Source organism: uncultured Streptococcus sp. (genome assembly GCF_938036805.1).
GTDB lineage: Bacteria > Bacillota > Bacilli > Lactobacillales > Streptococcaceae > Streptococcus.
On record NZ_CALHWC010000054.1, the window covers coordinates 1 to 5,614 of the forward strand.

The following is a 5,614-nucleotide window of genomic DNA, read 5'->3' on the forward strand; positions in this document are numbered from 1 at the left end:
ATAACAACTCCCTCCTAAGGAGTAGTTGCTGGTTCGATTCCGGCAGGGGACATATATCATATTGAAAAAACCCTTGAAAATACAATGTTTTCAAGGGTTTTAGTGTGTCTACCTTTTATCCAAGGGGCACAAAAGGGGTAAAGATTTTTCTGATTCGGTTATGATTCCTTCTTTTTGTTGCTTTAAATGATTGGTATAGACTTCTGCATATCCAAAATAGATTGGCCTATCAAAAACTAGATGATGAAAGTAAGTTCTTTGCAGTGGGGAACATAAGCATTAGCGGTCACTTTTTTGAAAAAAGTAAAGGGGACTGTGGACAAAAACTTGTTCATAAATCATTCTAGAATAATTATAACAAAACTATTTTTTTCTAGGATTAGCGGAAATTCTAAGATAGCTTGCCGTCATTACCGAGTAACGAGAGTAATATCAGTCTTTATAGCTGCAGATATGAAGATATAGAAGAATGGAAAATGAGCGCTATAGCAAATGTTGCAGCGTTTTTTAATAGAAAGTAACAAAAATACTCATTATCTATTGAAATTTTTAGTTTTTAAGTTTACAATGATATTAATATAGTGTTCTAAATATGTTCCTATGAAGATTATCAGTGGATTTTTATTAAAGCTAAAAACTTATAGTATAGGTGATTAGTAATGTCTTTATCTATATGGTTACCTTGATAAAGAATTCGTTTTTTAGGACTAAGATATTATTCATTTAAATATTTTGTAGTCTATCTATAATACTTCAGAAATTATTTTCTTTAAAAATGAAAGCGCTTTAATTTTTAGACGCTTTAATCTAAATTAGAGATTTAAGATTGGATTATTTTTCCAACATTTACACTAAATGAAATGAGGATAAAAATGATAAAAGCTCATTATAATCGTGATACGAATGAAATGCAATCGCTAAAAATACATTTAACAAATGTTGCAGAAAGCGGAAGAAAACAAGCAGAGTCTTTAGGACAAGGTGATGTGCTTTTTTTGCTAGGCTTGTATCATGATTTAGGTAAGGCAAATAAAGCTTTTCAAGATAAATTGGAAATGCAACCTAGCAAGCATGTTGATCATTCGTCTGCAGGAGCTAGATATCTCTTTCAGAATATACAAGCATGTTTAAAAAAATCAAGCATTCCGTTGGCAGACAGGGTACTTTTTCAGGAGATCAGTGCCTATGTTATTTCAGCTCATCACGGTATGTATAACATTCCTCTGCAAGATGAAGATGTTCAAGCAGAACAATTTGCATTTAACAAGTTGAGGCATCGAATTATAGAAGGTATAGCGAACGAGCCTTACCAAGAAGATATTCTACCTTTTGCTCAAGAATTAGAAGATGAATTAAGCATCTATGGTTACAGAGATTTAAACGATTTAATCGAAAAAGCATTTGCAAATTACCAGCAAGCTTGGTCTAAACTTAGTTGGTCTGATGAAAGTGAGAAAGAATATTATAGTGGTTGTTTTATTCGGATGTACTTATCCTTTTTGAAGAATGCAGATATATTAGATACTATCAATGCTTATGGCTTACTCATTGAACCTTTAAAAGACGAAGAAAAACAAAAACTAAATGAGTCTTATCTTGAAGCTATTGAGCGAAAATATCGTAGCTTTAGTCATCCAACTACAAGACTTAATGAGATTCGTTCACAAATTGGTGAACGAGTTAAGAGTAGGGGTGAAAAAGATTCAACGGGAATCTATCGTTTGGATTTGCCAACTGGCGCTGGAAAAACGAATCTTAGTATGAGATATGCCTTTCATCAGTTGGTTGATCAAAATAAATCAAGATTTTTCTATATTACCCCATTTTTATCTGTCCTGGAGCAAAATGCTTCTGAAATTAGAAAAGTAATTGGCGAGGTAGGTGTTCTAGAGCATCATTCAAATGTTATACAGAACAAACAAGAGAACGAGGATAAGGGAGACGAAAAAGAGAGCTTATTAGCAGAGTACCTGATAGAAAGTTGGGATAGTCCAGTCGTTTTGACATCAATGGTTCAATTTTTTCAAACTTTATTTAAAACTAAATCAGCAAATATCCGTCGTTTTTCCAGTTTAGCGAATAGTGTTTTGATTTTAGATGAAGTACAATCATTGCCTATTGAGGTGACAACTTTATTTAATTTAACCATGAATTTCTTAAATAAAGTTATGAACACGACTATCATCTTATGTACAGCTACACAGCCTGCTTATGATTCTACTGCAATTAATCATAAACTTTCTTATGGTGGAAAAAATGGTGAGGCTACTGATATAGTCGAGTTAATTCATGACGAAAAAGAAGTCTTTTCAAGAACAGAACTTAGAAAATTTGATGAAAATAATCAACATTCGAACCTGTCAGATTTAGTAGATTTTGTACTGGAAAATGACGAGTCTATTCTTGCGATTTTTAACACCAAAAAGACAGTTGATAAATTCTATATGATGCTTGAAGGATTGACTGATAGACCTATTTATCAACTTTCGACTAATATGTGTGCTCAGCACAGATTAGACATTATATCGGAAATTAAACAACATCTTAAAAAAGGAATACCTATTATTTGTATTAGTACGCAACTAATTGAAGCTGGAGTTGACATTGATTTTAATCGCGTCATCCGATCTTATGCAGGAGTTGACTCAATTGTGCAAGCTAGTGGCCGATGCAATCGTGAAGGTAAACGTGATAAAGGTCAAGTTACCTTAGTCAATCTTACCTCTGAAGAGGAAAATCTATCACGCTTGAGAGAAATAAAAGCTAAGAAAGACGCCACAGAGCATATTATCCATAAGATCTCATCGCCTATTGAAATGTCACTTTTAAATCGGGATTTTTTTGAATATTATTATGCTAATAATCAAGGTTCAATGGATTATCCTTTATCGCATGGTGAATCAGTTTATGATTATTTAAGCATAAATTCATATCAAGACAGTAATGATTTTAAAGGAAAGTTAAAACAAGCCTTTAAAACTGCTGGTTTGAAAATGAATTTAATAAACAATGACACAATAGGGGTGTTGGTTCCGTATGGAGACGCTATTGAAAAGTTGTTGGTTTTAGAAGAATTGTGTGAATATGATTACCCATCTGTCGAAGACTATCAAACAATAAAAGCGCTTTTAAAGGAATTGCAGCCCTATACGGTAAATGTTCGTCAGCACGATCAAATACTTGAAGCGACAAAATCATATTTGAATGGGCAAATTCAGATATTGTCAGATGGTTATTATGATGAGAAAAAGGGGATCACCCTAGAGTCAGGAAGTTTTCTGATGTAAAAATTAAAAGAAAACAGGTCGACGAGAGTCAGTAGAGGACTTCGTTGACCTGTAATTCAGTATAAATAAGCACTAAATATAATTTCAATCCACATAGATAGCACTATGATGGCTAGATTATATCAAAATTGATCTATATAATCAACAGTTGTTTTATAAACACTAAATATAGAAAGAAAATAATTGATTTTTGAAGTTTCAAGTGCTAAGATAGGTTTATAGAATCACAGAAGGAGGTTTTAACCTTGTACAGATCAAGAAATTTCTATGTAAAGATACGTAGCGAACAGGCTCTTTTTACAAATCCTGCAACTAAAGGTGGTGGAGAGAGATCGTCGTACCAAGTTCCTACTAGACAAGCCCTCCAAGGCATAATTGATGCTGTGTACTACAAGCCGACTTTTACAAATGTTGTTACTGAAGTTAAGGTCATGAATCAAATTCAGACAGAGTTACATGGTGTTCGTGCTTTGTTACATGATTATAGTGCGGATTTGAGTTACGTTTCATACCTGAGTGATGTGGAATATCTAGTGAAATTCCATTTCATTTGGAATGAGAATCGTGAAGATTTGATGCAAGATCGGCTACCTAAAAAGCATGAAGCCATTATGGAACGTTCTATTCGAAAAGGTGGGCGACGCAATATCTTTTTGGGAACCAGCGAGTGCCTTGGCTTAGTCGATGAAATTAGTCAGGAAGAGTATGAGAACACCCCTTCTTACTATGATGGCGTTACTATTGATTTGGGTATTATGTTCCATTCTTTTGCTTATCCAAAAGACGAAACGACACCATTAAAATCTTATTTCACAAAAACAGTGATGGAGAATGGGGTGATTAAGTTTAAGCCTCAGTCTGAGTGTGAAATTGTAAATACTTTGTCTAGTTATACCTTTAAGACACCTGGCCAGGTTAAGTCCGTTGATGATGAACTTAAGGAATATGACGCTATGGAGAAAGGAGAAGAATAATGGATTTTTTTACTTCTCTCTTAAAAGCTTATGAAAAAGCAGAAGAAATTGGATTAGTTGACCAACAAAGTGGGGACAATCCTGTTTTGCTTCCGATTTATCATACTAGTTTGAAGTCAAATGGTAAAAATATTATTGCAGTTAAGTTGGATCAGGATGGCAGTTTCTATAAGGCAGAATTCATGTCTGATAATCAAACGATTATATTTCCTGTGACTGCAAATTCTGTAGCAAGATCTGGTAGCAATCCTGCTCCACATCCTCTTGTAGACAAGTTTTCTTATTATATACCAGAAGTGAGTCAATCGCAATATGATGATTTTCATAAACAATTAGCTAGTTGGATTGCTTACTGTGAGGAAGGTAGAGTCAAGGAATTTTTGATAAAAATTCAGCATTCTATTCTCCAAACAGATTTTCTAAGTAGCATTCTTCAGTCTTTATATGGTGAGCATTACCAAAGAGAGGGATTGAAAATCACCTATTCTGACTCTGATGGAAAAAACAAGACTGTTGATTTATCCGCTTATTTCCTAGAGTTTTCAATTTTACGATTTAATGGCTTTAAAGATGAATCAGTGACTAGCTACAAGGAATTACATCAATCATATATTTCATTTGTAAGAGCTAATCAGGATAATTTGGGAATATGTAATATTAGCGGACGAACGGAGCAAATTACCAATAAGCATCGAGGACTGATGGGGAATGCTAAAATTATTTCGGTTAGTAATAAAGGAGAGGCCTATAAAGGGCGCTTTAAGGAGCGAGAAGATGTTTTTAGTGTTGGCTATGAAACTTCAGAAAAAATTCATTTAATGATTAAGTATCTGCTAGAAAATAAAAACAGTAGTACTTGGCTAGGATCGTCACAATATCTCATCAATTGGTTTAGTGATGATTTAGCGAATGAGAGTCAATTGGATATTGTTAAGCCGGTTTTTAATGAATTATTTGAAGATGATATAGACCAAAAAGACAGTTCGGTTTTCCTCAAACCGAACCAAGTAAATAAAAAAATAAGGTCTTCGTTTATTAAAGGAAGAAAATTATTTGGCAATGATGCAACCTACTACGTTGCAATACTAAATAAAACAAGCAATGGTCGTATTGCTTTAAAATATTTCCGTCAGCTCCAGGTCTCACAATTATTGAAAAATCTGGAATCATGGCAGGAAAATTACTCTTGGGAACCAAAAACTAAAGTAGAAAATTATAAATTTAGAACGCCTACTTTTAGTGAGATTATTAATGCTACTTACGGTGTTGATAGAGAACAATATTTAGAATTGGACAATGACAGTTTTAAGAGCGATCAATATCAGCAATTAGTAACAGCTTTGATTGATGGGA

3 protein-coding genes are annotated in these 5,614 nt (G+C 33.6%); all 3 read left to right on the plus strand.

Features of this window, described 5'->3' with window-relative positions; translation table 11 throughout:
* Positions 1-872: 872 nt before the first annotated feature.
* Positions 873-3,287 carry a CRISPR-associated helicase Cas3' gene (gene cas3, locus Q0191_RS02120; protein ID WP_297663395.1) on the plus strand — a complete coding sequence of 805 codons (2,415 nt, stop codon included), beginning with the start codon at positions 873-875 and terminating at the stop codon, positions 3,285-3,287.
* A gap of 245 nt (positions 3,288-3,532) precedes the next feature.
* Complete coding sequence (cas5c, locus tag Q0191_RS02125) at positions 3,533-4,261, plus strand: type I-C CRISPR-associated protein Cas5c (RefSeq protein WP_297663397.1); 729 nt, start codon at positions 3,533-3,535, stop codon at positions 4,259-4,261.
* Positions 4,261-5,614, plus strand: a 1,354-nt coding sequence (gene cas8c / locus Q0191_RS02130) for a type I-C CRISPR-associated protein Cas8c/Csd1 (protein WP_297663399.1), incomplete at its 3' end; no start/stop codon positions are given. The genes cas5c and cas8c, both read left to right, overlap by 1 nt.

What these genes read in the sequence shown, in the direction of transcription:
- cas3 (WP_297663395.1), top strand. Translation starts at nt 873, where the DNA reads ATGATAAAAGCTCATTATAATCGTGATACGAATGAAATGCAATCGCTA.